28 protein-coding genes, 1 tRNA gene and 1 other RNA gene are annotated in these 25223 nt (G+C 46.8%); 13 read left to right on the top strand and 17 right to left on the bottom strand.

The features are described from left to right. Positions 1-3: 3 nt before the first annotated feature. The 4 genes from hisF to VNN20_07025 form a co-directional block, all read right to left on the bottom strand. Positions 4-762 carry an imidazole glycerol phosphate synthase subunit HisF gene (gene hisF / locus VNN20_07040; GenBank protein ID HWP91934.1) on the bottom strand — a complete coding sequence of 253 codons (759 nt, stop codon included), beginning with the start codon at positions 760-762 and terminating at the stop codon, positions 4-6. 167 nt (positions 763-929) lie between these two features. Continuing rightward, positions 930-1652 carry a 1-(5-phosphoribosyl)-5-[(5-phosphoribosylamino)methylideneamino]imidazole-4-carboxamide isomerase gene (gene hisA / locus VNN20_07035; GenBank protein ID HWP91933.1) on the bottom strand — a complete coding sequence of 241 codons (723 nt, stop codon included), beginning with the start codon at positions 1650-1652 and terminating at the stop codon, positions 930-932. A gap of 137 nt (positions 1653-1789) precedes the next feature. Continuing rightward, a complete protein-coding gene (locus VNN20_07030) occupies positions 1790-2281 on the bottom strand; it encodes a hypothetical protein (protein HWP91932.1) in 492 nt (163 codons plus the stop codon). A 1150-nt stretch (positions 2282-3431) separates the two neighbouring features. After that, entirely contained in the window at positions 3432-4697 is a 1266-nt protein-coding gene (locus VNN20_07025) for a metallophosphoesterase (GenBank protein HWP91931.1), read from the bottom strand. A gap of 128 nt (positions 4698-4825) precedes the next feature. On the opposite strand from VNN20_07025, the gene VNN20_07020 reads away from it, so the two are divergent. From VNN20_07020 to VNN20_07010, 3 genes are all read left to right on the top strand, one after another. Then, positions 4826-5242 carry an EVE domain-containing protein gene (locus tag VNN20_07020; protein ID HWP91930.1) on the top strand — a complete coding sequence of 139 codons (417 nt, stop codon included), beginning with the start codon at positions 4826-4828 and terminating at the stop codon, positions 5240-5242. 74 nt (positions 5243-5316) lie between these two features. Further along, complete coding sequence (meaB, locus tag VNN20_07015) at positions 5317-6294, top strand: methylmalonyl Co-A mutase-associated GTPase MeaB (protein HWP91929.1); 978 nt, start codon at positions 5317-5319, stop codon at positions 6292-6294. A gap of 481 nt (positions 6295-6775) precedes the next feature. Then, positions 6776-7498, top strand: coding sequence for a protein-L-isoaspartate(D-aspartate) O-methyltransferase (locus VNN20_07010; protein HWP91928.1), 723 nt, complete (start codon positions 6776-6778; stop codon positions 7496-7498). An 81-nt stretch (positions 7499-7579) separates the two neighbouring features. Here the strand turns inward: VNN20_07010 and VNN20_07005 are convergent, their stop codons facing one another. Further along, positions 7580-8584, bottom strand: a complete 1005-nt coding sequence (locus tag VNN20_07005; GenBank protein ID HWP91927.1) for a LysM peptidoglycan-binding domain-containing protein — start codon at positions 8582-8584, stop codon at positions 7580-7582. Between the two features lie 190 nt (positions 8585-8774). Between VNN20_07005 and VNN20_07000 the strand changes: the two genes are divergently transcribed. The 7 genes from VNN20_07000 (at position 8775) to VNN20_06970 (ending at position 17086) form a co-directional block, all read left to right on the top strand. Beyond that, on the top strand, positions 8775-10262 hold the full coding sequence (locus VNN20_07000) for an Rne/Rng family ribonuclease (GenBank protein HWP91926.1): 1488 nt from the start codon (positions 8775-8777) through the stop codon (positions 10260-10262). A 99-nt stretch (positions 10263-10361) separates the two neighbouring features. After that, positions 10362-10562 carry a 30S ribosomal protein S21 gene (rpsU, locus tag VNN20_06995; GenBank protein ID HWP91925.1) on the top strand — a complete coding sequence of 67 codons (201 nt, stop codon included), beginning with the start codon at positions 10362-10364 and terminating at the stop codon, positions 10560-10562. Next, complete coding sequence (locus VNN20_06990; protein HWP91924.1) at positions 10555-11289, top strand: putative Ig domain-containing protein; 735 nt, start codon at positions 10555-10557, stop codon at positions 11287-11289. The genes rpsU and VNN20_06990 overlap by 8 nt, the downstream gene beginning before the upstream one ends. A gap of 110 nt (positions 11290-11399) precedes the next feature. Beyond that, complete coding sequence (locus VNN20_06985; GenBank protein ID HWP91923.1) at positions 11400-12113, top strand: ABC transporter ATP-binding protein; 714 nt, start codon at positions 11400-11402, stop codon at positions 12111-12113. 223 nt (positions 12114-12336) lie between these two features. Continuing rightward, on the top strand, positions 12337-14901 hold the full coding sequence (locus tag VNN20_06980) for an FtsX-like permease family protein (GenBank protein HWP91922.1): 2565 nt from the start codon (positions 12337-12339) through the stop codon (positions 14899-14901). An 84-nt stretch (positions 14902-14985) separates the two neighbouring features. Then, positions 14986-16152 (top strand): lipocalin-like domain-containing protein, encoded by a 1167-nt coding sequence (locus tag VNN20_06975; GenBank protein ID HWP91921.1) that lies wholly within the window; start codon positions 14986-14988, stop codon positions 16150-16152. Between the two features lie 523 nt (positions 16153-16675). After that, positions 16676-17086 carry a hotdog domain-containing protein gene (locus tag VNN20_06970; GenBank protein HWP91920.1) on the top strand — a complete coding sequence of 137 codons (411 nt, stop codon included), beginning with the start codon at positions 16676-16678 and terminating at the stop codon, positions 17084-17086. 60 nt (positions 17087-17146) lie between these two features. On the opposite strand, the gene VNN20_06965 is transcribed toward VNN20_06970, so the two are convergent. Continuing rightward, positions 17147-18166, bottom strand: coding sequence for an isocitrate/isopropylmalate dehydrogenase family protein (locus VNN20_06965; GenBank protein HWP91919.1), 1020 nt, complete (start codon positions 18164-18166; stop codon positions 17147-17149). A gap of 138 nt (positions 18167-18304) precedes the next feature. On the opposite strand from VNN20_06965, the gene mce reads away from it, so the two are divergent. After that, the gene (gene mce / locus VNN20_06960) at positions 18305-18730 is read left to right on the top strand and encodes a methylmalonyl-CoA epimerase (protein ID HWP91918.1); all 426 of its coding nucleotides are present in this window, start codon (positions 18305-18307) and stop codon (positions 18728-18730) included. A gap of 10 nt (positions 18731-18740) precedes the next feature. Here mce and tatA read toward each other — a convergent pair whose 3' ends face one another. The 6 genes from tatA to VNN20_06930 form a co-directional block, all read right to left on the bottom strand. Then, positions 18741-18992, bottom strand: a complete 252-nt coding sequence (gene tatA / locus VNN20_06955; GenBank protein HWP91917.1) for a twin-arginine translocase TatA/TatE family subunit — start codon at positions 18990-18992, stop codon at positions 18741-18743. Between the two features lie 128 nt (positions 18993-19120). Then, positions 19121-19462: a PilZ domain-containing protein gene (locus VNN20_06950; GenBank protein HWP91916.1), complete on the bottom strand. Its 342-nt coding sequence runs from the start codon at positions 19460-19462 to the stop codon at positions 19121-19123. Between the two features lie 192 nt (positions 19463-19654). Next, positions 19655-20113, bottom strand: coding sequence for a CBS domain-containing protein (locus tag VNN20_06945; GenBank protein HWP91915.1), 459 nt, complete (start codon positions 20111-20113; stop codon positions 19655-19657). A gap of 182 nt (positions 20114-20295) precedes the next feature. Continuing rightward, entirely contained in the window at positions 20296-20970 is a 675-nt protein-coding gene (locus tag VNN20_06940) for a TIGR00341 family protein (protein HWP91914.1), read from the bottom strand. A gap of 83 nt (positions 20971-21053) precedes the next feature. Then, entirely contained in the window at positions 21054-21326 is a 273-nt protein-coding gene (locus VNN20_06935) for a hypothetical protein (protein ID HWP91913.1), read from the bottom strand. Between the two features lie 92 nt (positions 21327-21418). Continuing rightward, entirely contained in the window at positions 21419-21706 is a 288-nt protein-coding gene (locus tag VNN20_06930; GenBank protein HWP91912.1) for a DUF1232 domain-containing protein, read from the bottom strand. A 152-nt stretch (positions 21707-21858) separates the two neighbouring features. Between VNN20_06930 and VNN20_06925 the strand changes: the two genes are divergently transcribed. Then, entirely contained in the window at positions 21859-22317 is a 459-nt protein-coding gene (locus tag VNN20_06925) for an OsmC family protein (protein HWP91911.1), read from the top strand. A gap of 4 nt (positions 22318-22321) precedes the next feature. Here the strand turns inward: VNN20_06925 and rnpB are convergent. The 4 genes from rnpB to VNN20_06905 all read right to left on the bottom strand — a co-directional run bounded on the left by rnpB (position 22322) and on the right by VNN20_06905 (position 24068). Then, positions 22322-22701, bottom strand: an RNA gene (gene rnpB, locus VNN20_06920) — RNase P RNA component class A. A gap of 9 nt (positions 22702-22710) precedes the next feature. After that, positions 22711-23172, bottom strand: coding sequence for a ribonuclease HI family protein (locus VNN20_06915; GenBank protein HWP91910.1), 462 nt, complete (start codon positions 23170-23172; stop codon positions 22711-22713). Continuing rightward, entirely contained in the window at positions 23135-23863 is a 729-nt protein-coding gene (locus VNN20_06910; GenBank protein HWP91909.1) for a C4-type zinc ribbon domain-containing protein, read from the bottom strand. Before VNN20_06910 ends, VNN20_06915 begins: the two co-directional genes overlap by 38 nt. A gap of 131 nt (positions 23864-23994) precedes the next feature. Beyond that, positions 23995-24068: transfer RNA gene (locus tag VNN20_06905), tRNA-Ile, on the bottom strand. A gap of 261 nt (positions 24069-24329) precedes the next feature. On the opposite strand from VNN20_06905, the gene VNN20_06900 reads away from it, so the two are divergent. After that, positions 24330-24641, top strand: a complete 312-nt coding sequence (locus tag VNN20_06900) for a hypothetical protein (GenBank protein ID HWP91908.1) — start codon at positions 24330-24332, stop codon at positions 24639-24641. A gap of 7 nt (positions 24642-24648) precedes the next feature. Here VNN20_06900 and efp read toward each other — a convergent pair whose 3' ends face one another. Continuing rightward, a complete protein-coding gene (gene efp, locus VNN20_06895) occupies positions 24649-25221 on the bottom strand; it encodes an elongation factor P (GenBank protein ID HWP91907.1) in 573 nt (190 codons plus the stop codon). Between the last annotated feature and the right edge of the window lie 2 nt (positions 25222-25223).

Here is a 25223-nt window from a genome sequence, read left to right as displayed (position 1 = left end):
ACATCATAATCTAATCTGAATTCCTTTCCTTATCAGAAACTCTTTGGCTTCCTGAATAGAATACTCGCCGTAATGAAAAATAGAAGCAACCAGTGCGGCGTCGGCTTCTCCCATGGTGAGGCCTTCGAAGAGATGCTCCAGAGTGCCGGCACCTCCCGAAGCAATCACCGGGATGCTTACGGACCGGGATATTGCTCTAGTGAGTTCCAAATCGTATCCGGCTTTAGTTCCGTCCCTATCCATGCTGGTAAGAAGGATCTCTCCCGCCCCGTAATCGTCCATTTTCCTCGCCCATTTGACCGCATCAATCCCGGTAGGATTCCTTCCTCCGTGAGTGAAAACTTCCCACCCGTTCTCAGATATTCTTCTGGCATCAATTGCTACTACTATACACTGGCTCCCGAATCTATCGGCAGCCGCTTTCACGAATTCCGGATTCTTCACCGCAGCCGTATTTATCGATACTTTATCCGCTCCGGCAAGCAGTAACTGCCTGATGTCCTCCAAGGTCCTGACACCTCCTCCGACGGTTAGGGGGACAAAGACTTCTCCTGCAGTGCGCTCCACAACATCGATCATGGTTTTTCTCTCCTCAAAGGAAGCGGTAATGTCGAGAAAGGTAATTTCGTCCGCGCCATCTTCGCTGTATCTTTTTGCTACCTTCACCGGGTCCCCGGCATCCCGGAGATTAAGGAAGTTCACTCCCTTTACCACCCTCCCATCCTTCACATCAAGGCATGGAATTATTCTCTTCGCTAGCATAGTGAACACTTTGATTATTTAGCCACTAATAAACACGAATTAACACTAATAAATGATGCGAAACTTCGTCGTGAGCCAAGTCGAACGATGCACGATTTAAAATCATCTTGTATCCTGTATCTTCCTAATTTTTATTCGTGTCCATCCGTGTCAATTCGTGGCTAGTTTCAAGAAAATCTTTCTATCGCTTCTTTCAAATTAATCCTTCCAGTATAAATAGACTTGCCAAGGATAACACCGATAAGGCCCAGTTCCTCTAGAGATGACAGCTTCTCTATATCTTCCATAGATGCTATACCACCCGACCCTATAACCGGGATTGGTGATGCCTTGACGAATCTCCTAACCGATTCCAGGTCAACTCCTCCCATGGTGCCATCCCGGTCAACATTGGTATGTATTATCAAAGAGACGCCGGCCGACTTTAAATTCTCAAGGGCCGATTCGATTTCTAGGTCCACCACTTCCTTCCATCCCTTCACTGCGACCTTTCCCACCTTAGTGTCGATACCGGCCGCTATCTTCTCCGGAAACCTCCGGCAGGCCTCGGTTAAAAATCTGCTATCCAGAAAAGCGGCGGTGCCTAATATAATCCTACCTGCACCCATATTGATGTATTTTTCTATTGCCTCGATGCTCCTTATACCGCCACCTATCTGTACCGAGGAAGAAACGGATTCAATAATTTTTCTTATAACTTCGACATTCTTAGGCTCGCCCGAGAACGCCCCATCCAGGTCAACAACATGGATAAGCTTTGCTCCACACTCTTCCCATTTTCTGGCAACATTAGACGGATCCCCTGAAAAAACAGTCTCTGTTCCCTCTTCGCCCTTTAAAAGCCTCACACATTTTCCTTCTTTTAAATCAATGGCCGGGATGATTAGCACTTTCCCACTCCCAAAGTTCGCTTCTAACCATTTATGAGCCAGAAACTAACCGATGCAAAACTTCGTCGTGAGCTCAGTTGAATGATACAGGATGCATGATTTAAAATTACCCTGTATCATGCATCGTGTATCCTACATCAATTTTTCTCCGCTGCGGCTGAAAATTTAACCAGGAACATATTGAGTTCATTTACTACTTCTACGACACCCTCTTTTGCCAGGTCATCAGCCGTTATCCACTTTGCTCCCCTCCGTAAGAATTTTCTAACCTCAAGAAGATTCTCCGAAAGAGGCCTTTGGGTCTCGGCAAAATAATCCTCCCAGAGTATTTGGCCGTCTACCGTATTCAGCAGTTGTACACTAAACGCAACTGATGCGGCAGAGGATACACCCAACTCTCCGCCTTCTCTTTCCTTATATTCCGATATATAACCGAAAAGGACAGCATCGGCGCCTAGGTTCTTTCCCGCCTCGACCACTGCGCTTTTATCTAAAAGAATGGGATTGTCTTCTCTAACCCTGGTAAGCTCTTCACTCGACGATTGAGGAGATATAAACTCGATTCCTTTTACCTTGGCTATCAATTCACTATACATTGAATCGGTCAAAAACTGCTCTTTCGTGGTCATAGTCTCCGCGACTCCTTTTAACTTCGAGGAAAACGGCATAACTGCGATCTTTTCTACCTTAATCGAGGGCTTCCCTTCAGCAGGATCAGCCTCATCGACAGAAAAAGCGTTGTGAATAATAAGCGTAGGAACCAAACTTAATGTAAGGAACAAATAGGTGAGTGGTTTCATTTCACCAATAAATATACTGGAATATGGGGCTAATAAAAGGAGCCGGGCATCCGAGATAATCTCTTTAAGCAGAAAAACTAAATTCACAATGTGGAGCATTCGACAGTTCCTACCCTGTCATTTCGACCAGAGGGAGAAATCTTAACCGAATAAATAGTAGTAGTTAGTGGATGGTGTTTAGGTTATGGAAATATTCCAGCATTATTATAGTTCAAGATTCCTCACATGCGTTCGGAATGACAAGAAAGTGAGAACCCTTGGAACTTAACTGACTTCCTCATAAGCTCCCTCATAGGAATTTATTCTAAGGAGGATCGAAGGACAAACTCCTAAAGAATTCCCATCCTTCGATTAAGACTGGATGAGCGGATACTCATCCGCTGGGAAAACAATGAAAGTACCCATTTATTCTTAGCTTAGGTCCCCCGTCTTTAACCCTCTCTGCATGTCAGCCCTGAATGTTCCGGCTAAAAGAGTGCGGGGACAAACTTTATCGGGTGATCCACCCTGGTTGTCATCCCCGAATGCATTAATCGGGGATCCATACTCAAAACAATGGATTCCCGCTTGCGTGGGAATGACAGACCGGCGGACTCCCACCCCCGCGTACGCGAGGATAAGCCTCGCGGGAATGATAACAAATTGGACGGTCAGTTCGACTTTCTCTTTGTCATCTCGGCCACCTCCCTGTTCCTTCGAGTAGTGAACTAGTCAAACTGCTTAGCACAGGCATTTCGACCACATGAGACCAGTGGGATAAGTTTTACTATCCCACGGGGTCATATCTCATGGGGGAGAAATCTTAGCCTTAAGAAATGACACCTTTTATCAGATTACTTTGCCAAGCATATTACTTCGCTTTACCGCTAGGGCTGACTCTGAAGCATCTAAGGGCTCAAAGTGACAGTCTTGAGAATTTAGAGAGGAAGAAAATCCTGCTGACATTGTCTGACAGAATAAATCTTGATTACTAAACCTTTTAAGACCCCTTCTTCAATTCTATGAGGGTAACGGTAGCCGGGGAATTATATCTAACCGGGGAGAAGGTCAGACCGAGACCGTTATTTACATTCACAAACATTGAATCAAACCGATATTGACCGGATAAAAAGCTGGTCTCAAACAAAACCGGAGTGAGCTTGACCCCGAAAAGCGTGATAACAACCTGACCCCCATGTGTATGCCCGGCAAGAAAAATGTCGTAATTGTTTTTCGCTGCAAACCGGACAAGCCCATCCGACGGCTGATGAGTAACAAAGATTTTGATAGTGGGATCAGTGTCCTCAGTGGCGAGGGTCTTCAGAATTTCCTTGTTCGGCCGCTTACTATAGATGTTTGTCACAAATGTCATGTGGATGTTTGTGCTTCCGGTAAATGAGCCATCTTCGGTCGCCATATCTAGCCCCATCAACCCTGATTTTTCAGGCTTGACATCGAGAGTATAATCTTCATTCTCAAGAATAATTACACCGGCTTCTCTCAGACTCCGCATAACTATCTCCGGATTGGCCCAGTAATCATGGTCGCCCAAGCAGGCATACACTCCGTATCTTGACTTGAGCCTTCCCATCATTTCTGCCCCTATGTCTATATGTTCTTCGCCATACGTTACCAGGTCGCCCGTGAATACAACTATGTCGGGAGCCAGTTTGTTGACGGCGTTTATGTAGTTTTCCATCCTGGGTCTGACCGTCCTATTATCCGCCTGGAGGTCGCTTATATGGGCTATTTTGAATCCGTCTAAATTTTCAGGCAGGTTCGGAATCATCACTTGCACCCGCTCAGTCCTGACCGTTTTTGTGTCGAAATATATCTTTGCCGGGACGTAGACGAGACATATAGCAGAAATCACTAACACAAGCCAGGCATGGGCTAACCTGATAATCTCTGGCTTGAATATCAAAGAACCGAGGAACCTTATGATTTCCAGGGAGAGAAATAGAACACCCGCCTGGAGGACAAAAATAACCCCGAGCCAGAATGGATACATGAAGACATAATCAATAAACTTGTTTCCCTCGCGAATTGCGGACGAGAAATGCTCCGAGCCCGAGAAATAGGTAGCAAGGGCGATAAGTGGATAAATGAGAATGTAAACTGCGATGGCTAACACTGCCAATTTTATATAGTGGCGATTCCAGCCAGTAATCAGCCTTAGCGCGCCTATTATCCTCGAGCTTACGTATGAATACACCAAGATGAAAATAATGGATACCGAGAGAACGATTTTTAGAATGAATGGCATAGGATTTTCCTTATTCCAGTTTTTATTTTGTTCAAGCCAATCCCTGAATTGACGATATTAATAATATACATCTACCGCTTTACCCTGAAGTTGAAAATATATGGCTCTTCATTCTATAATATAAACCCATGAACTACTGGCTGGTGAAATCAGAACCTTTCAAATACTCTTGGGAACAGTTTTTAAAAGACGGCTGGACCTACTGGGATGGGGTAAGGAACTTTCAGGCCAGAAATAATTTGAATAACATGAAAAAGGGCGACCTGGTGCTTTTTTACCACAGCAACGAGGGCCTCGAGGTGGTAGGAATCGCCAAGGTCACAAAGGAATCCTACCAGGACCCCACTACCAGCGATGAAAGATGGGTGGTGGTCGACCTTGAGCCGGTCGAAACCCTGAAGAAACCGGTTCCTTTGGAAGAAATCAAAAACGACAAACGCTTAAAAAATATTCCCCTCATCAAGCAGAGCCGCCTCTCCGTCATGCCGCTTACTAAGGAAGAGTTTGATGTTATCGTGGCTAAAGGTAGAAGCAAAGAGCGATAATAAACAAAATGCTTAATAGCATGCTCACTTAAGATAACTTTGACAAACCTCCTACCCCAATTTATCGTATTCCCATGCCCATTTCTGAGAAAGAATTAGAGCTTGTGGACCGGATGCTGAGCGGCGACCGGGTGGCGTTGGCGCGTCTCATAACGCTTGTTGAAAGCAGGCACTCTTCTGTTTTTGAAATCCTCAAAAGGGTAAATTCAAAGGCAAGTAATGCCTCTCCAAGAGACTTAGGACATTCCTACATAATCGGTATTACCGGTCCCCCGGGAGCAGGAAAAAGCACTTTAGTAAACGAATTGATTGTATCCTACCGAAAAAAAGACAAGAAAGTCGGGGTGGTGGCGGTTGACCCATCCAGTCCCTTCACCGGCGGAGCCGTCCTGGGAGACCGGATCCGCATGCAGGACCATGCACTAGATGAGAATGTATTCATAAGGAGCCTGGGAAGCAGGGGAAGCCATGGAGGGATGTCCAGGGCGACAAAGGAAATAATAAAGCTTTATGACGCATTCGGAATGGATTACATCATCATCGAAACGGTAGGGGTAGGTCAGACTGAGCTTGATATCATCCAGCTTGCCGACACGGTACTGGTTGTGCTGGTACCTGAAGCAGGCGACGTAGTACAAACCATGAAAGCCGGTCTTATGGAGATAGCGGACATTTTCATAGTCAACAAGGCGGACAGGGAGGGTGCGGACAAAATCACCAGGGAAATCAGGTTCATGGTTTCACTGAAGCCTAGAGAGGATGACTGGATTATTCCGGTGATGCTTACCTCGGCACATGAAGGACGGGGAATAAAGGAATTAGTCGAAGAAATCGAAAAGCACCAGGCTTTTCAGAGCGAAAGAACCCTTCTCCGGGAAAAAAGGGAGAAAAGAAGGGAAGAAGAATTTTCCCAGATACTCTCTGAAATTATCGAGCGCAAGATCTCGGAAAAGCTAAAAGAGGGAGAGATTAAAAGGGTCTTAAACCAGGTTAAAAACGGAGAGATAGACCCCTACGAGGGCGCCGAGATCGTGCTATCGAAAATACTTTAAGACTTATTTAATACTTCTCCTTGCTGCTGTCCCAAATATTAGAAACCAGGGGTTCATACTAGTAAAGCAAGGCCTTTAGATGTTAAAAACGTCTTTTTAAAGTCAGGTCACTCCCTTATGTTTGCTGTGCAATCGCCATCCTAATCCTATTTGTTGAAATAGCTTTTTAACCTGCTCACCCTTCATCTCCGCTCAGGGTGAAGGGCATGGTAGGTATTGCTGCGAGTTTTAGATCTGCCTTCATGGTGAGCCTTTCGACTGCGCTCAAGATAAACTGAGTCGAACCATAGACCCTTAGTCAAGACCAATACTGGCTCCCCTCCGCGAGGGCCGCTCTCTTTTAGCGACAACCAATCTATTATTTCGGACAAGTTTAGCTTAGCCTCTTACTCAATAAACATAGCTGCAATTACAAACCCTACACCTTAACTGAGGTTGCCTTCGGTTTCTTTAAATCGTTTACTTGGGTTATATTTATGTGGTGGAAATTGTATTTTTAACATTCACCCTTTTACCTATTTTCTTATTGACCGATTTTCCCACTGTAGAGGAAGACCCCGATGAATACATGCCCCACCGTTGGGAAATGGTAGAGAACCAACTAATATCCCGGGGAATCCAAGATTCAAGGCTCATCCAGGCCATGCTCAAAATACCCAGGCATATGTTCGTGCCCGAGGATTTAAGAGAGTCGGCCTACGGCGATAACCCGATTCCTATAGGTATGGACCAGACAATTTCCCAGCCTTACATAGTTGCCCTGATGACCGAGCTTCTAAAGCTCAAGGAAAAGGAAAAGGTATTGGAAGTAGGCACCGGCTCCGGGTATCAGACGGCCATACTGGCCGAGATGGGATGCGAGGTTTACACCGTAGAGATACTGGAGCCACTTCTAGAAAGAGCAAGGAAGACCCTGGAATCTCTAGGCTATGATAACATCCGTTATCGAACGGGCGATGGATACAAAGGCTGGGAGGAATTCTCCCCTTTTGATGCAATAATAGTTACTGCCGCGCCTGACCACATCCCCCAACCCCTTATCGACCAGCTCAAGATAAACGGAAGGATGATAATACCGGTTGGAGACCTGTATCAGGAGCTCGTTCTTATCAAGAAGAAGGAAAAGGGCGTGGATATGAAAACCATAACCCCGGTTCGTTTTGTCCCCATGACCGGAGAGGCGCAAAAAACGAGGAAGAACTGATGTAGAAATAACCGGGGCTATCTATCGGAAAGCCCCGGCAATCCTCACGAAGGCTACGGTAAGCTTCACCGCTCATCAAAGCTAAAGATCCAAGCTTACCATATCCCCTTTCTCTATCTGCCTTGAACTTTGGAGAATGATGCCGGTAGCCGTATCCGTGTGAACGTTGAGCACAGCGAGCTTACCCTTAAGCGCCGGAGGGATAGTGACCGTTGTCCCGGCATCGGGGTCAAAAACCTTACGGGGAAGTGTATAGATGGAGAAGGTATTACCGGGAACCACCCCATCAGCCTCTCCCACATCTATGTAAACAATATCCCACTGGCCGCTAAGTTCGATATTGTTGAGGGTCTCAACAATGATTCCGTCTAACCTTTCCGTTCCCTTCTTGAGAACCACCTCTTTCACAACCGGCCCGGCCGGCCTGACCCTGGCACCGCGGGTGATCTCCCGGTAAGACTGGATAATCTTAGCCGAGGACATTTTCTTACCCAGAACCTCCGCTATCTCCACCTCTCCCAGTATTGCCACCTTGTATCCCACCCTCTTTCCGGTTAGAGGATTCAGAACCACCTTTGAGGTACGAAACACCGTAAATTTATCTCCGGACATGACCCCATCATCCCAGCCTACATTCACGTACAACGTATCCCCCTCACCCAGAAGTATCTTGGGGGGCTCAGAACTTAGAACCGTTCCCATATGCTCCCACTCATCCGCGGCGATGAACCCTTCATGTCCTCCCCGGGAATAATAGAATACGGGAGGTGGAGGCTCCGCCACCTCCTCCAGGGATACGGTTTCAGCTTGAGGGGTAATTTTGACTACCGGAAGCGCAGGCGGCCTGGGTTTTAGACTGAGTAACTCTCCGGGATAAATAAGGTTCGGGTTATCGATAAACGGGTTTATCTGCCAGAGACGGGGCCACAGAAGGGGGTTATTAAAGAACTTCTTGGATATATCCCAGAGCGTATCCCCCGGCCTGATTACATATACGGTCACGCCACCCTTGGGCTCCGGGAGCCCACCTTGGGCGAAAGCCATACCACCTAAAAGAAGGGCAATCAAAGCTGATTTTAAGCGCATTCCACCCAACCTCCATTTAAGATTTTCTCCGAAAACTAAGTAAACAACCTCAAATCAGTTAAAATTTAACACCTTTTTCGAATAATTAAAAGAGGTTTTGCCTTTTCCAAGCTTTAACATACTTAATTTATTGTCTATAATTAAGGAGGCTTCTTCGAGGGTTCTAAAAACAAAACATTAAAACTACCTAATGGAAAGTACAGTTCTAATCAATTCGACGTTCAACGAAACGAGGGTCGCGGTTATGGAGAATGGTGCGCTAGCCGAGTTATATCTGGAGAGGAAATCCCGCCCGCAGATAGTTGGAAACATATACAAGGGTCGGGTCGGAAAGATAGTCCCCGGAATGCAAGCCGCCTTTGTAGAACTGGGACTGGAGAAATCTGGCTTTATCTCCGTAGAAGACGTTCAGGAGGATTCATTTCCCGAGTTTTTTCTGGAAGAAGAGGAGGAAATCCCTAGTAGTAAGAAGACAAACAAGTATCTCATACAGGATATGCTACGGGAAGGGCAGGAGGTTCTGGTTCAGGTTTTAAAAGAATCGGTCGGAGGGAAAGGAGCAAAGCTGTCCTCCTATATAGCGCTTCCCGGAAAGTATCTGGTACTCCTGGGGACAGTGGATTTAGTGGGTATATCCAGAAGAATCGACGACAAAGAGGAGAGGAAGAGGCTAACATCTATCATAAAAGAGTCCAAGCCTAAAGGGATTGGTTTTATTGCCAGGACTGCCAGCGTAGGAAAAACAAAAGATGAAATCGAGAAGGACATGCAATATCTGGCAGGAATCTGGGAAGAGATTAAAAGAAAATCAGAGGAGCACAAAGCCCCTGTCCTTCTCTATGAAGAGCCTAGCCTTCATATAAAAGCTATAAGAGACCTGGTCACCGAAGAAATAAAAACCATCGTTATTGATACCAACGAAGCCTATCAAGAAATATTTGATTATTTGCAGGCGCATTTTCCCGGTTCCAATACCAGGATTGAACTGCACAAAGAGCCCACCCCGCTATTCGTTAAATACGGGGTCGAGCCAGAGATAAAAACTATTTTTGAGAAAAAAGTCTGGCTTAAATCCGGCGGATATTTAATCATAGAGGAAACCGAAGCCCTAACTGTGATGGACATAAATACGGGCAGATATATAAGCAGCGACAATCATGAAGACAACATATTCGACATCAACATGGAGGCGGCTTCTGAAGCAGCCCGTCAGATAAGACTTCGAAACCTGGTAGGTATCATCGTGATCGACTTTATCGACATGAAGAACCGCCAGAAAAGAGACGACGTATTTCAGAGCTTTGCCGAGGCACTCAAGAAAGACAAGGCCCGCTCGGTAATACTGGACATGTCTCCTTTCGGGGTAGTACAGATGACCAGGCAAAGGGTCAGGGAGAGCCTTCTAAAGATTCTGGCCGAGCCCTGCAGCCACTGCGGCGGTATAGGCTACGAGAAGTCAAGGGATACCGTCTCCTACGAAATCCTGAGAGAGATAAAGGCTCATATCGCCAAGCCCCTGGTCAGAAAAATAATCGTTCGAGCTAATCCGGAGGTTATAACCACACTCAGGGAAATCGAGGGGAAGAACCTAAAACGACTGGAGGAAGAGTATTCGGTGGGAATACACTTAGAGGCTGAAGACTGCAAATTGGCCGACTTCTGGGTCAGGGCCGAGTGAGCTATTACGCTACCTTGCCCGTTTATAGGAGACCATTATGCTTGTTCCCAAGTTGACATAGACCGGTTTATATCTTAACGTTTATAAAGGTGATAATAGATGGCCGAAGTAATAGTCGGAAAAAATGAAAGCCTGGACAACGCACTCAAGAGATTCAAGAGGCTCGTCCAAAAAGAGGGAATACTCTCGGAAATCAAGAAAAGAGACCACTATGAAAAGCCCAGCGAGAAGAGAAAGAAAAGGGTACGAGCGGCAATAATAAGACAACAAAAGAATTCTGGCAGAAGAAGAGATGAATAGGATTGTTATCAGTCTTATTCCCATTTTATTGATTCTGTCCCTATCTTGTAGCGGCGGCGAAAGTAAAAAAAATACCGGAAGAGCAAAATCAGACGACACTCAAGAAAATAACGTTGCCGAGGTAGAAGGCGCCAAGACTGAGGCCGGTCAGGCCGACTTTGGGAAGAACCAACCCCCTCAGATAAAATCGATAAGAATCGCCAGCGCCTCCGAGAGCGACCCTAGGGCCGGATTCCGGGTAGATGTTGAGGCACAAGACCCGGATGGAGATGAAGTGAGCCTCCGGTATCAGTGGAAAAAGAACGAGGAAGACATAGTAGGAGCAGTGGAAGAGGTGCTTCCCTGGCAAGAGGATTTTAAAAAAGGGGATTACATATCGGTGGAGATAGTTCCATTTGACGGAGAAGATGAAGGAATTTGGAGGAGCGAAGAGGGGTTTACCATCCCTAACTCCCCGCCTAAGATTATCTCTCAGCCGGAAGCAAGGATGGAAGGCGGGAAGTTCACCTATCAGGTGAGAGCGGAAGACCCGGATGGCGACCCGATTGAATTTGCGCTCAAGAATGCCCCAGGGGGAATGAGCATAGAGCCGGCAAGCGGACTTGTAACCTGGGAATTCGGGGAGAAAGACATCGGGGAGCACCGGATTGAAGTCATAGCCTCCGATTCTGAAGGAGCCAAAGACATACAAATTCTCACCTTGAACATCCCTTCCGAAACCCCCTAGTATTTCCATTCGATTGAATTATCAAGTAGGCTTTCTAATCTCTTGGAATCTCTCATAAAGATCATTCTTCAAGACCAAACCAGATTGCCGAGCATTCTAAAGTATTATCCATGAAGACCGTTAGCGTACGATTCGAACGAGTCAGCAAGTTTTATTCAGAAGGCGGCATACGCCTAAACATACTGGACAATATTTCGACGGAGTTCCCTGCCGGGAAAATTACCGCTATTCTCGGCAAAAGCGGCTCGGGCAAGAGCACCTTGCTCAACCTCATAAGCGGAATAGATAGTCCGAGTAGCGGCTTGGTCTGGGTCGATAATACCCCGATCACCCGCCTTTCCGAGTATGAACGCACCGTTTTTCGGCGTAATCATATAGGAATCATCTTTCAATTCTTCAATTTAATTCCCACCCTGACCGTGCTGGAGAACGTGACCCTACCCCGGGAGCTAAACGGATTTAGCGAAAGCGATTCTAAGAAAAAAGCGATGAGCCTCTTAAAAAGGGTTGGCCTGGAGACCCGCTATAAGGTTTTTCCGGACCTCCTTTCCGGGGGCGAACAGCAACGGGTAGCAATCGCCCGGGCGCTGGCCAATGACCCTGACCTATTGTTAGCCGATGAACCGACCGGCAATCTAGACATAGAGACCGGGAAACAGGTGATGGAACTCCTGCTGGAATTGACCCGAGACGAGGGTAAGACAATGATAGTGGCCACGCACAGTGTAGATATAATTTCCCTTGCCGACGAGGTGTATAAAATTGAGAACTGCCGACTGGTAAAATTCTCTACGCAAAGTGAGTTTTTAATTGCCAGGAAATAATGGATTATAGCTAACGGATTGATATCATAAAAATAAATTGAAAACCGGAGAGTGCAAGAGTCAGACAAGAATGTCTGACCCACCGTATGGGTATTGGTAGAACGGACATTCCTGTCTGTTCTATATATACTATCCAGCAAGCTCTCAACACACCGCCCTGTTGCTCCAGTTGAGGATGGCAAACTTCACTATTCCGAATCTTAATCTTGTATATACAAATTAGATGAAACCTATATTGCTTCGTATTGGATTACGCTACTTAAACCAAAATCCCTTGCAGACGGTTTTGCTCATCATCAGTGTAGCCATCGGAGTAGCTGTCATAGTAGCAGTTGACCTGGCCAATGAGAGCGCCTCCCGTTCCTTCCAAATCTCCGCCGAGAGCATAACCGGCAGGTCCACTCACCGGATTACCGGCGGGCCTTCCGGTCTTGATGAGGATCTCTATAGACGTCTCCGACTGGAACTGGGTTTGGAGAAAACAGCCCCGGTAGTCGAGGACTATGTCACTGTTATCGAACTAAACCAACGTCCGATGAAGTTGCTGGGCTTAGACCCATTTGCCGAGGCTCCCTTCAGAAACTATGTTGCTAATACCGATGAAGCCTTGCCCGTTGAAACCTTAAATATCATCCTCACCCGGCCTAATTCAGTGCTTTTATCCGAAGACCTAGCCCGCTCTACCGGTATGACAACGGGCAGCAAGTTAACTCTGGAGCACGGCTCGCGCAATATCGAAGTGTTCATAGCCGGGCTATTACAACCGGATGACCGAATAAGCCGCCAGGCTCTAAGCGGGATTATTATTACCGATATATCTACGGCGCAAGAGACCCTCGATCAAATAGGCCGACTAAGCTATATCGACCTCCTCATAGATGCCACTTCAAATTCCGAAAAGACCGAAATCGAACAAATTCGCCGGATCTTGCCGCCGGGCGCGAGTGTTGATCTTTCAGAGAGCCGTACCGCAGTCATCGAGGAGATAAAGAGCGCTTTTGAATTTAACCTTTTTGCTCTGAGCCTTTTATCTCTCGTAGTCGCAGCCTTCCTGATTTATAACACCGTTGTTTTCTCGGTAATCAAGCGCCGCCCCGTGCTAGGGGAGCTTCGCGCCCTGGGCGTCACCAAGTGGCAAATATTCGGCATGATAATATCCGAGACTTTAATACTAGGCGCTTTAGGAACATTACTTGGCTTAGGTTTGGGAATAATCTTGGGAAAAGGATTGATTCAACTCGTCTCTCAAACCATAAATGACCTTTACTTCACCCTTACCGTAACCGGTTTCAGCCTGTCACCCTTGAGCTTCATAAAAGGAGCCTTCATCGGCGTCAGCGCATCCTTCGTTGCCGGGCTTATACCGGCGTGGGAAGCCAGCAATGTAGTGCCTGTTAGCGTTCTCCGGCGCTCCGAAATCGAGAATCGGGTCAGCCGTGTTTTACCCGGAGTGAGTATCGGGGGTCTCACACTTTGCTTTTTGGGATTCTTAGCCCTCTTTTTGTCCACTCGCAGTGTAGAAATAAGCTTCTTCGGGCTACTGTCCGTCCTACTCGGAGCCGCCTTTCTGGTGCCGGTCTCGACAAGCCTTTTGCTAAGACTGTTAACCCCCCTTTCCGCTAAGTTCGCCGGAGTTATCGGACTCATGGCTCTGCGGAACATTATCCGCTCTCAGAGCCGCACTGGGGTAGCCATTGCCGCACTCATGGTCTCCGTTTCCGTCATTATCAGTGTGGACATCATGATAGGCAGTTTTCGTAACACCGTAGCCGCCTGGCTCGATAACACCCTCACCGCCGACATCTTTGTCTCCGCACCCTCTACCGGTATCGGCAGCAAAGAGGGCTTTGATCCTTCGATAGGACAGGATATAAGCAAGCTCCCGGGCATTCTGGGCATCGCTACAGCACGAAGGGTGCAAATCATTACACCTCGATACGGCCCGGTTAACTTGGTTGCAGTCAGCGACAACATCTCTAGGAATCGCCGGTTTATCTGGGCCAAGGGAAACGTCAGCAACATTTGGAATGAAGTAGAGAAGGGAGCAGTACTGGTCTCCGAGCCCTTTGCCTACCGCAATCAGATTTCGGCAAAACCGGACACCACCATAGAATTACCGACCGATAAGGGGCCCCAACTTTTTGAGATTGCCGGCATATACTACGACTACGCCTCCCCGGGTGGGATAGTAATGATGTCAGATTCGACCTACCGAAGATTCTGGAACGATAATCAAATCACATCTATCGCCGCTTTTGTTGCTCCTGGCCAGAATTTAGACTCCATTATACAGAGCCTACAAGAGAGCTTCGCCGGCCGTCACAGCCTGCTCGTACAATCGAACCAAGCCCTTCGCCTCTCGGCACTCGATGTCTTCGACCGTACCTTCATCACCACCACCGCGCTAAGGCTTCTAGTGGGGATAGTCGCATTCATCGGGGTCTTCAGCACCCTGATGGCACTGCAATTAGAGAGAGCGAGAGAAATCGCGGTGCTCCGCGCAAACGGAATGAGCATTTCTCAGGTCTGGCGTATGGTCATCCTAGAGACCGGCCTGATCGGCTTTACCTCAGGACTTATCGCATTGCCAGTGGGAACAGTTCTTGCTCTTATCCTGGTTCACGTAATAAATGTTCGCTCATTCGGATGGACCATCGAGTTTATACTGCGCGGAGAATACTTCTTTGCCGCTCTGGCCATAGCCATAACCGCGGCTGTCCTGGCCGGAATATATCCGGCCATTCGTTTTGGGCGGACCGAGATTGCATCCGCATTGCGGATGGAGTGAATAAAGTGAATAATATGACTTTGTAGAGACGACCCGACGGGTAGTCTCTACAATATTGGACAATTTTTATCGAGGTTATTTATAATGAAGTTTCTCTTATCAGTTCTATTTATACTGGCGGCAATTGTAACCGGATTGGTCTACATTACCCGTCCGCAACACCAGCATGGATTCGGAGCAAGCGTCGTCGATACACTCTCTAATGAAGACAACGCTTCCGGATTCGCCCGGGCCGACCGGGTTAGAGAATTTGTTTTCCCCGATGACGCCGGGCCTCATCCTCAATTCCAGACGGAATGGTGGTACTATACCGGCAACCTGACCGATGAAAGCGGGCGCCATTTTGGGTTTCAGCTCACCTTCTTCAGGAGGGCGCTAAGCCCGGACGGAAATAAACGTTTATCCAAATGGGCCACGAACCAGGTTTATTTCGCCCACTTTGCCGTGAGCGACGTTAAAAACCGTGCCTTTTATCCGAGCGAAAGATGGAGCCGGGGCGTAATAGGGCTGGCCGGAGCCGAGGGCAATCCATACCGGGTCTGGGTCGAAGACTGGTCGGCCACTGCCGAGGGGAAATCCGTTCGCCTTCGAGCCAAAAACGATTCAGCAGAAATAGACCTGATACTCACGCCAAAGAAGCCAACTATACTTCATGGGGACAACGGTCTTAGTAAGAAAAGCGCCGAGCCGGGAAACGCCTCCTATTACTATTCAGAAACACGCCTCCATACTAAGGGAACCATCACGGTCAAGGGAGAGACACTCGTGGTAGCCGGTTTTAGCTGGCTTGACCGCGAATGGAGCACGAGCGCGCTCAGCAAGGAACAAGCCGGCTGGGACTGGTTTTCGCTTCAACTGAGCGATAACCGGGAGGTCATGCTCTACCAGATACGCCTTAAGAACGGCGGTATCGACCCCTACTCTTCGGGAAGCTTAATCGAGAGTGACGGCGCTGTACGCCATCTTGGTGTTGATGATTTCAGTATAAAAGTACTCGATAACTGGAAGAGTCCCAATAGCGGTGCTATATACCCTTCAAAATGGCGAATAAAAATCCCCAGGTATAACATAGACCTCACCGTTACCCCGCATCAGTCCAATCAGGAACTCTCACTTACTTTCACCTACTGGGAGGGCGCAGTTAAGGTTGAAGGAGAGGACATCTTCGGAAACGGCTACGTGGAACTTACCGGATACGCTAATCCCAACCAAGCAGACTCAGTTTCCAATAGGAAAGAGAAGATTAAATAGGCTAGCTCTATCCGTACATGAGAATACTAATCTCTGGCCAGTTAAAAATCGTTTCTACTTCTTGAATTCCAAGAAATAAAGGAGGAATTAACCGTTCTACGTAGAGACGACCCGCTGGGTCCGCTCTACAATAGGGAAATACCGAAACTCGAAGACAGATTTTCCCGAGATTACCTGGATACAACTCGATCAGTGGAAGAGGCAACATCAATGCTTTCATCAGTCAGCGCTCTATACCTTAGTCCCCTTCCACACGACCTCACCACGGCCGGTTCTATAGGCAGAGAGAAATAACAGGAGTATCGAAAAAAATACACATACTGAGACTAAGGGTCTTGAGTCGGGAGCAATCAGCATGTTAGGAATCTTTCTTAGGTCAATGACGAGAGTTTTGAAGGGACATTATATAAAGTTGACCTGATTTCCACTCCTTCTTCAAATAACCAACAATTAAATCAAACGAATGTTCACATGAAAAAAAGATTAGATATAATTATAGCCCGGCGTACGTCAAGGAGGAACCATGAAGAATAAACTCGAGCCGGGGATGTTCATAGAAAAAAGGATCGAGACAAGCCCGGATATGGCCGCATCCCGTTTTCACGAAAGTTCGCCCAGAGTGCTTTCGACACCCTCACTGATCACCTTTCTCCAAACCACCTGCGCCGATTTAATGGCTCCTTTCCTGGATGAAGGAGAAATGGCGGTTAGCACCAGGATCGAAGTGAACCATTTTGCTTCAACCCCGATAGGCATGGCTATAACCATAAGGGCCGAAGTTAAAGAGCTAGACAGGAATAGAATTTTCTTCCAGGTTCAAGCCTTCGACGAGATGGAAGAAATCGCCTCGGGCTATAACGATATGTACGTAATCAACGAAGAGAGGTTTGAAAGAGGGATAAGAAGGAAACTGGAAAGAACTACTAAAGGATAAAAGCAGCCGCTATTCGCAATCTTGATTTACCAAACAAAACGCCAGACAACTCAAAGCACGTTAGCGCTTTAACTCTTCGATAATCGCATCCCTCATTTCGGTAGTGGTCGCGTGCCCGCCCATATCCCTGGTGAGAACCTCTCCTTTAATCAATACCCTGGATATGGCGTTTTCTATCGACCTGGCTTCCCTGCCTTTGCCGATGTATTTAAGGAGAAGAGCCGCGGAAAGTGTTATAGCAATGGGATTGGCCAGGTTTTTCCCGGCAATGTCCGGCGCGCTTCCGTGGGCTGCCTCGAAAACAGCACACTCATCCCCTATATTTGCTCCTGGGGCAAATCCCAGTCCCCCGACCAAACCGGCACATATTTCGGAGACTATATCCCCATACAGATTTTCGGTGAGGATGACATCAAAACGATTAGGATCCAAAATAAGCTGCATACACGCATTATCGATTATCATCTCCTCATACTTGATCCCGGGATAATCACTGGCTACCTTTCTCACGCAATTAAGGAATAGCCCGTCGCTTAGCTTCATAATATTCGCCTTATGAAGCACGGTAACCTTTTTTCGCCCCCGTTTTTTGGCAAACCGGAAGGCGAAGTTGGCAATCCGGAGAGATGCCTTTTCGGTTATGACCTTGAGGGTCTCGACCACCCCCGGAGCAATCTCATACTCCAGCCCCGAATACAGGTCCTCCGTATTTTCTCTCACCACTACGATATCAATCCCCTCGTATTTTGATTTAACACCGGGAAAGCTTCTTACCGGCCTCAAATTGGCATAAAGGTCGAGCGTCTTTCTTATGGTCACGTTTACGCTCTTGAACCCGCCGGCAACCGGAGTGCCTATAGGCCCCTTTAGAGCCACCTTATTCTTCTTAATCGACTCAAACGTCATATCCGGAACGATGGCTTTATATTTATCCACGGTTTCAGCACCAGCGGGTGCTATCTCCCATTCTATCTTGGCCCCGGACGCCTCTATGATTTTCATCGCAGCATCGGTAACCTCCGGGCCTATACCGTCTCCGGGTATTAGGGTAATCCTTTGTACATCATGATGCGACTTCATCCTCGAATCTCCGTGAGTCATTTAGTCTTGTAATTTTACCCCTTGCCACCATTAATCCAAGTGTCTCTAACAACAGAGAATTGAATTTTCTCGATTGACAATTAGAATTCCTACAAAATAGCCAGTGAGGAGGCGATTATGAAGAGTGGAAAAACGGGGAGTCTCTACCACGTAGCCATTGCGGTGAGAAACATTGCTCAAGTAGAAAGGCTCTATCAAACCGCATTGGGACTTAAGGTCACCCACAGGGAGGTAGTTGAAGACCAGGGGGTAAGGTCTTCCATGCTCGAACCAGAGGATGGAGGAACCCCGATAGAACTTCTAGAACCGCTAAGCGATGCCTCGCCTATTTCAAAGTTTCTGGAAAAGAGGGGTGAAGGAATTCATCATATTTGTTTTACTGTAGACAACATCGAATTAGCACTCAAAAGATTGAAAGAGGAAGGGATCCAGCTTATCGATGAATCTCCCCGTCCGGGAGCTTATGGTGCGAGAGTAGCCTTTATCCATCCGAAAGCCATGAACGGGGTTTTAATCGAGCTTGCCGAAATGCCTGAGAGTTAAATCGGGGGAGTTAACCTGCTTCTTTTTTCTCGTTAGCCTTGCTTGGGGTGTCCAGGCCGGTATCTTGAATCTTTTTGGTCTCATCCTTCTCCGGGGTGACATCGATTTCGTCCGGTTCCTTCATGGCCCTTTTGAATCCCTTTATGCCTTTCCCCAACGCAGAGCCCAAGTCACCTAACCTGCTTGGACCAAATATAAGCAGGAGAATTACCAGAATTATGACTAGTTCCCATCCACCTAGCCCGCCAAATGCGCCAAACATTTCTTATCTCCTTTCACTTCCAAATGTTACCGGAAAGAGCAGTGATGTCAATTAATGACTTTATCAGTTTGTAAGGACAATCGGAACAACCGCGCAACCTCGAGACCAGGTAATTCAGCCGATCAGTCCTAAGCTACGTTGGGAAGGTCTGCAGTCATGCGGTTTATTCTTTGCTGGTAAAGAGACCTGATGTTATCGGTGCGGCTGATGAACTTTACGCCCATAGCGGAACGGGTACCGGGTAAAGTGGGAGATACCCATCTTACAACTCCTTCCAGTCTCATTATCTCATCACCCATGTAAAGAAAAATGGCAATCTTAGATTGAGGAGGGAACACTCGGTACGCTTTAATACCAATTCCACCTTCAGAAAGATTAAACGCATAGCCACCCAAATTAGGAGTAGAAGACCCATACTTCACTTTGGTTCTAAAAGGAATCCTTCTAGAGCCTCTTCGATCTTCCATCATATTACTTTCCCCCTATTTTGTGGATTCCACCTGTCATCCACCCCTGCCACAACCAGCAATAAATATTACCCCTACATTATAGCATATATCATTCCCCTATTACAACTCCAATAGATTCCTACCACACGACCGGCTTAAAATCATAGTAATTGAACAAAGAAACACAATTTAATCCTAAAAACCCTATAACAACTATTTTGGATGCTTATTTTGGATCATAAGATTCAATAAGTCGTGTCTCGCCACTATCCCTACCGGGAACCCCTCTCGTACAACCGGCACGTGGTTAATATCATGGCTTAGCAGTTTTCTAACCGCTTCCTCTATGGGATCATCCTCTGATACCGTTACCACCGGACTGGTCATGATTTCTTTGGCAGTTATAGTGCGAGCAGCTTTGTAAATTTCCTCAATCCCCTCCTTAGGCAACCACCTGCCGAACAGTTGCGGAGCTTGAAACGTGGAGAATGGAACAGAGTGCTCCTCGGCTAGAAAGTCCGACTCGGTTATAATCCCGGTCAACTTACCTTTGCCGTCCACAACCGGTACGCATCCAATACGGTTATCCAGCATCATTCTGGCTATTTCTTCCAAAGTGGTGTCCTCTTCGGCCACGATGGCTGGCTGCACCATGATTTCTTTTACCTTCACCTTCTACCTCCTTTTTGTCCAATTATTATCCGGTCCAATGCTCGGCAAAACTCTTCGACAACTGAGTTTCCGTCTGGCAAGCGAGCGAGGACAATTCATTTTATACAAAACCAAAGCAGTTACAAGCTGACGGAATAGCTCTGAGACAATGTTCAATGACCCTGAGGAATCAAAAAACTAGATCATGTTACTTTCTTCTGCGAAAGAAGAATCGCCACTATTAGTACCAGCAGTAAAAAGGTCCATAGCAGGATAGCCACACGGGTTGCTTTTTTAGCTCTGTCCGCTTCCCACCAGGTTTTAGGACGTATGCCCTGCGCCAAAAAGGTGGTAACTCCGGCCAGGTTAACACAAATCACGTTTACTAAAAGCAGCAACATCGCCCCCAACGCCAGATTAAAATGCGCCGAGCCGAGCAACATTCCAAAAGAAACCAAGGGAGGAAGCAATGCCACCGCTACCATCACGCCCACTATGGCACTCCCCACCCCGGCGGTGAATGACAACACCCCGGTACTGCCAGAGGCCAGGGCAAGGGCAACATCGGCCAGACCCACATTCGTCCTGGAAGAAAGCTCCGGAACCTCCGGGTTTATCTCAAAAATAAAACCGATCAACGCAGAAAAAATAAATGCTATTAGGAGGCCGACCAGATTGGCCTTCATCGCTCTCTGTACCAAATCCATGTCCCCCAACGTAGTGGCAAAAGACAAGGCTATATTAGGCCCGAGGAGCGGCGCAATAACCATAGCCCCTATTATGACGGCTACGTTATCTCGCAATATACCGACTGCGGCAACGATAGAGGATAAGATGACTAGGATGATATAGACTTTTGATAGTTTAGTCGTATCCACGATATCGGAATACAGCTCCTCACGGCTTATTCGGAATACCTTGGAGGATGAAGAGCCCTGGGCAGACTGAGTCTCCTGCTCTTTTAAGGAAATGTCTTCTTTTTTTCTGGCCGGGGTAGAGTCGCCTCTACCGGAAGGATTAGTATTCTGAAGTCATTTCGGTTGGAATAATATTTCTCCAGAATATCAATAACCTCCTCGGTTTCTTCGGCATCGATGAGAACCTTTATGAGTGAATGGTTTTCAGATAGATTTTCCTGCCATATCCCTAATGCCGGATGGTCCTTGAGGAGGTCCTGAACTCTATCCAGGTTCTCTTCGGCAGGTAAAAACATCTCGATCAAACGGAGCGCCATTTCATCCTTATCCTTATAGCTTGATATGATAACAAGGCTTCATATCACACCGGTTTCGAAAAAAGAACTGTTTCAATCCTTCGGCCAGGGCATTATTCTACTGCTTCTTCAAATATCCGCCTACGATGTTCTTCATATACTTTTCTTGGGATCATCCATAGCGCCAAGCCGAGCAAGAGCGGGACGATAACGACATCGTCTATATGTCCTATCACCGGGATGAAGTCGGGGATTAGGTCAAACGGCAATACAATATAGCTGACCGCAATCCATAAGAGCCACTTTGCTATCCGGGGGACCCGGGGGTCACTATACAAAGCACAATAGAGGGATATGTTTTGTTTTATAGATAATCTTTTTTTTATTATTCTCTCTAGCATATTAGTGCTGAGATGATTATCAAACAATAGAAGACATTTTTCAACCGGCCTTTCTTGAATGGACAAGCATAAGATAGGGAGGTGATAAATAAAAGTATGTTAATATAGATAACGATAAAACTCTTCTTGCAAAGTAAAAAAGGAGGCTTGATTTGGCAGAGGAAAAGAAATCGAATGCAGATGAGACAAACAACTGGGTGGTGGCAATAACAGGACAGGGATACCGAACCGAAATCCAGGCCGGGGGCCACAAGCTAATTGCTGATGAACCCGTCTCGGTCGGCGGTACCGGTATGGGACCTAACCCCTACGACTACCTGACCGCCGCCCTTGGTTCGTGTACCTCCATGACCATCCGTATGTATGCCGACCGAAAGGGCTGGCCTCTTGAATCGGTCTCGGTGATTCTTAGGCATCAAAAGATTCACGCTCAGGACTGTGAGGAATGTGAGACCAAGACCGGCAAGATTGACCTTATAGAACGTGAGATCGAGCTCACCGGGCCCTTAGATAAGGAACAACGCCAGAGGCTTCTCCAAATCGCCGACAGATGCCCGGTGCATCGCACCCTCCATTCCGAAGTAGTGGTAAAAACAAAGCTCAAAGAGTAAAAAAGAGACGAGTAAACCGGTAAGCCGAATTCTGTCTAGAGCGGTCATTCATCTAGGACACCCATTTCTGGATGCCTCGAGCAACCCACCCGGAAGCTTCAGGCGGGCAACCTGCCCGTGGCCTATAATAGGCCACGAATGCTTCCCTATTCGGTCTTTCTCCAAGTGGGGTTTACCGTGCCGCAGGATGTCACCAGCCTGCGCGGTAGTCTCTTACACTACCTTTTCACCCTTGCCTGTTTTCCTGTGCCAGAAAACTTGGGCGGTTTATTTTCTGTGGCACTTTCCGTTGTCTCACGACACCTGGGAGTTACCCAGCACTCTGCCCTCTGGAGTTCGGACTTTCCTCTTGCTAGAAAAGCAAGCGACCGCTTAGTTCACTCGTCTCTTCAATTAAGAATATTCATCTATTGCCAGATTGGCAAGTCTGTCCGCTTCTTGGTTAAATTCTCTGGGAATGTGATTGACTTCCACTCTTTCAAACTGGGCTATTAGTTCTCTGGCCTTATTATAGAGGGTTGTAATTTTAGGATTATTTACGCGCCATTTGCCGTTTATCTGATTGGCCAGAAGGAGTGAATCGGTATAAATCTTGAGATGGCTTTTTTTGAGTTCTTTTGCTTTAGTGAGTGCGGTTAATAATGCTTCGTATTCTGCTTGGTTATTGGTGAGGATGCCCAAAGGCCTTTTTATCTCGTGGATGTTGCCATCCTCGTCTTTTATCAATACTCCTAGCCCCGAGCTACCGGGATTTCCTCTAGAGGCACCGTCGATGAATATTTCGGCGGTTGTTTTTACCGTACTATTCAAGGAGAGGCTATGCTGTTTGGGCTTCACCGTTGAATATTTCTTCACAATAGAGAATCCTATGGCAATTAGGGCACTGGACCATTTTGGACAGGGTTAACACCTCGTTAAAGAGCTGTGGAGGAATGTTCATATTACAACCGGTACACACTTCGTTTCTGGCCGAGGCGAGTGCCACTCCATTTTTCTTTCTAATCCTTTCATAAATGGAAAGTATATCCGGGGAAAGGAGCGAAGCCAGTTTCTTCTTCTCTCCTTTTTTGATTTCATATATACCCTTCAATTCATCTATCTTCAGGGCATGCTCATTGATTATCTTCTCGTACTCTTGCTCTTTTTGAGAGAGTTCAAGCTCGTTTTCCTTGACCAGTCTCTCCAGTCTTTCCGCTTCTTCCATTTCTTCGAGAATCCGCTCTTCCAGTTCAGAATTAACTCTTTTGGTCTCACCGATTTCTTTTTGAAGGGCTTCATACTCTTTATAAGTCTTTATTTCAAAGAGCCTCTGTTCTGCCTTTTTTATAGAGTCCTGATTTTGAGCAAGCCGGAGTTCGGTGGCACTCTTTCTTTTCTTAACCGTGTCCAGCTCTTCCTTAGCTTTACGGATTGATTCCTCGAGTTTCTCCAGTTCGTGTTTATAATACAATACTTCTCGTGGATATCTTTCGAGATTATCTTCCAACTCTCTGAGCTCCAAATCAAGCTGTTGAAGTGATTCGAGAGCTGTAATTTGGTCTCTCATTTCTTCCTCCTCTTTTTTTGATTGATTTTTTTATTCTTAGTAAGTATGGATGGGAATGAAACTGAGGGTTAAGATAAAGGGGGTTATGAATTTCCTTGTGCATCTATAGACTCTGAAGCCTGTCTTACATATGGGCCCACCCGGACTTGAACCAGGGACCAACGGATTATGAGTCCGCCGCTCTAACCAACTGAGCTATGGGCCCTATTACTCCATACGTAAACAATTTAGTTTAGATAAAGGGGCTTGCTTTGTCAAATTCGCTTGCTTACTAACCATTGACAGACAATCACCTTCTAGCCCTATTCATCGTATGCTATCGTTTAACCCTAAAACACATAGGTGAGATTTTTTTGTATGCACTGTTAATTAGCATTATAATTTTCTTTAATATAAAAGGGTTACGGTGAGAAGTGTCGTATCCTGGCTTTTATAGCTTCAGGAAAAATATTACAAGGAGAGGGCAATGAAAAAAGAGCAGATCTTAAAAGAGTTCGAGAGTCTGGTCAATAACTTTATTATGACTCACTCGGATGATTTAAAGCAATTCGTTAACTGGGGCAAGATGCCCGACGGGATGCTTTTTGGCAATGCGGATATTAGTTCAAACGATTTTGTCCTAACCCTGCTTAGAACCTTCAAGGATAACGGGGCAAGGGTAATAGATAGCGGCGTATGGCAACCTTTTCCAAATTTTGGGTTTCCGATAAACTGGCCGCTAGAAAAGCTGCATGCCGAAGAGACCGTCGATTGGAATGCGGAGTTAAGCGGGGGTTGAATGAATACTATTTCTTTTTTATTCTCTCGATATAGGTCCCCGTTCTGGTATCTACCTTAATTACATCGCCGATATCCACGAATAAAGGTACAGAAAGGGTCGCCCCGGTCTCAACAGTTGCCGGCTTGGTGGTATTCGATACCGTGTCCCCCTTCACCCCGGGTTCGGTCTCGGTTACTATTAGCTCCACGGTGGTGGGAAGGTCGATACCTATAGGCTCATCCTTGTAGAAAAAGATATTCACCTCTTGCTGCTCTTTTAAGAATCTGGCGACGTCCCCAACCTGGCCTTGGCTGAACCCAAATTGTTCATATGTTTCCGAGTCCATAAAATGGTATCCGATGTTATCTTTGTAGAGAAACCGCATGGTTCTCCTTTCGATGTCCGGGGTATGAAACGTCTCTCCCGACCGGAAGTTCATTTCCTGCACCGCACCGGTAATGACGTTTCTTAACTTTGTCTTCACCACAGGGCTCCGTTGGGCGATCTTCGAGTGATGATATTCCAGAACCTCCCAGATCCCGCCTTCCAGCTCGATCTTTAGCCCCTTGTAAAAGCCGCTCGTATCCACGACTGACATTG

This window comes from Thermodesulfobacteriota bacterium (assembly GCA_035559815.1).
Classification (GTDB): Bacteria; Desulfobacterota_D; UBA1144; order Nemesobacterales; family CSP1-2; genus DATMAT01.
This window is presented reverse-complemented; position numbering and strand designations above follow the sequence as displayed.

Excerpts from the sequence above, each read along its gene's own strand:
- meaB (HWP91929.1), top strand. The coding sequence starts at position 5,317 with ATGCCCATTTCTGAGAAAGAATTAGAGCTTGTGGACCGGATGCTGAGC.
- VNN20_06900 (HWP91908.1), top strand. The coding sequence starts at position 24,330 with ATGAAAAAAGAGCAGATCTTAAAAGAGTTCGAGAGTCTGGTCAATAAC.
- VNN20_06990 (HWP91924.1), top strand. The coding sequence starts at position 10,555 with ATGAATAGGATTGTTATCAGTCTTATTCCCATTTTATTGATTCTGTCC.
- VNN20_07005 (HWP91927.1), bottom strand. The coding sequence starts at position 8,584 with ATGCGCTTAAAATCAGCTTTGATTGCCCTTCTTTTAGGTGGTATGGCT.
- hisF (HWP91934.1), bottom strand. The coding sequence starts at position 762 with ATGCTAGCGAAGAGAATAATTCCATGCCTTGATGTGAAGGATGGGAGG.
- VNN20_06970 (HWP91920.1), top strand. The coding sequence starts at position 16,676 with ATGAAGAATAAACTCGAGCCGGGGATGTTCATAGAAAAAAGGATCGAG.
- VNN20_06980 (HWP91922.1), top strand. The coding sequence starts at position 12,337 with ATGAAACCTATATTGCTTCGTATTGGATTACGCTACTTAAACCAAAAT.
- VNN20_07000 (HWP91926.1), top strand. The coding sequence starts at position 8,775 with ATGGAAAGTACAGTTCTAATCAATTCGACGTTCAACGAAACGAGGGTC.
- VNN20_06910 (HWP91909.1), bottom strand. The coding sequence starts at position 23,863 with ATGAGAGACCAAATTACAGCTCTCGAATCACTTCAACAGCTTGATTTG.
- VNN20_06965 (HWP91919.1), bottom strand. The coding sequence starts at position 18,166 with ATGAAGTCGCATCATGATGTACAAAGGATTACCCTAATACCCGGAGAC.
- VNN20_06950 (HWP91916.1), bottom strand. The coding sequence starts at position 19,462 with ATGATGGAAGATCGAAGAGGCTCTAGAAGGATTCCTTTTAGAACCAAA.
- VNN20_06985 (HWP91923.1), top strand. The coding sequence starts at position 11,400 with ATGAAGACCGTTAGCGTACGATTCGAACGAGTCAGCAAGTTTTATTCA.
- tatA (HWP91917.1), bottom strand. The coding sequence starts at position 18,992 with ATGTTTGGCGCATTTGGCGGGCTAGGTGGATGGGAACTAGTCATAATT.
- VNN20_06975 (HWP91921.1), top strand. The coding sequence starts at position 14,986 with ATGAAGTTTCTCTTATCAGTTCTATTTATACTGGCGGCAATTGTAACC.
- VNN20_06935 (HWP91913.1), bottom strand. The coding sequence starts at position 21,326 with ATGGCGCTCCGTTTGATCGAGATGTTTTTACCTGCCGAAGAGAACCTG.
- VNN20_07030 (HWP91932.1), bottom strand. The coding sequence starts at position 2,281 with ATGACCACGAAAGAGCAGTTTTTGACCGATTCAATGTATAGTGAATTG.
- VNN20_07025 (HWP91931.1), bottom strand. The coding sequence starts at position 4,697 with ATGCCATTCATTCTAAAAATCGTTCTCTCGGTATCCATTATTTTCATC.
- rpsU (HWP91925.1), top strand. The coding sequence starts at position 10,362 with ATGGCCGAAGTAATAGTCGGAAAAAATGAAAGCCTGGACAACGCACTC.
- efp (HWP91907.1), bottom strand. The coding sequence starts at position 25,221 with ATGTCAGTCGTGGATACGAGCGGCTTTTACAAGGGGCTAAAGATCGAG.
- VNN20_06930 (HWP91912.1), bottom strand. The coding sequence starts at position 21,706 with ATGCTAGAGAGAATAATAAAAAAAAGATTATCTATAAAACAAAACATA.
- VNN20_07020 (HWP91930.1), top strand. The coding sequence starts at position 4,826 with ATGAACTACTGGCTGGTGAAATCAGAACCTTTCAAATACTCTTGGGAA.
- mce (HWP91918.1), top strand. The coding sequence starts at position 18,305 with ATGAAGAGTGGAAAAACGGGGAGTCTCTACCACGTAGCCATTGCGGTG.